The organism is Arthrobacter sp. Y3223164, from assembly GCF_059091005.1.
Genome location: NZ_JBNHGF010000691.1, coordinates 1 through 837, shown reverse-complemented (window position 1 = coordinate 837; position 837 = coordinate 1). Strand labels below are relative to the sequence as shown.

Genomic DNA, 837 nt, shown 5'->3' with positions numbered 1-837 from the left:
GATGCTCGCCTTCGCCCGGCGCCGCCCGGTCCTGGCCGGCGCGCTGGTCGGTCTCGGCGCCGCGTTCAAGGTGTATCCGGTGCTGATCCTCGGTCCCATCCTGCTGCTGGCGGTGCGGACCGGCAGGTACCGCCCCCTGGCCCGGGCCGGGCTGGCGGCGGCCGCGGCATGGGTGGCGGTCAATCTGCCGTTCATGCTGCGCGACCTCGGCGGCTGGTTCCACTTCCTGGACTACAGCCGGCAGCGCGAAGCCGGTTATTCGTCCCTCTGGTACGCCTACAACCTGACGGCGCAGCGGCAGCAACTGCCCGTCCTCAGCCCCGAATTCATCAACGCCGCCTCCCTCCTGCTGTTCGCGGCCGCCTGCGCGGGCATCGCGCTCCTGGCCTGGACGGCACCTCGTCGCCCGCGGATGGCGTCGCTGGTGTTCCTGGTGGTGGCGGCCTTCGTGCTCACCAACAAGGTCTACTCACCGCAGTTCGTGGTGTGGCTGGTCCCGCTGGCCGTGCTGGCCCATCCCCGCTGGCGCGACTTCCTGATCTGGCAGTTCTTCGAGGCGATGCACTGGTGGGCCACCTGGATGCACCTGGGCCAGGTGACGAGCGGCGGCGAAGCGGCACGCAACCTGGACACGCCGTACTACGTGCTCGCCGTCGTCGCACATATAGCAGCAACGGCATACATAGCGGGGAAGGTTGTCCGCGGCATCTGGCTGCCGGAGCATGATCCGGTCCGCCGCGTGGACACCGACGACCCGCAGGGCGGGGACTACGACGGCGCGTCGGACAGGTTCACGCTGGGTCTGCCGGGTGGCGCCCCGGGGAGGGGCGCCGGACC

1 protein-coding gene is annotated in these 837 nt (G+C 70.4%); it reads left to right on the top strand.

The window, feature by feature from the left end; translation table 11 throughout:
• On the top strand, positions 1-837 hold an 837-nt coding region (locus tag AC5RUJ_RS17435; RefSeq protein ID WP_494156398.1), incomplete at both ends, for a glycosyltransferase 87 family protein.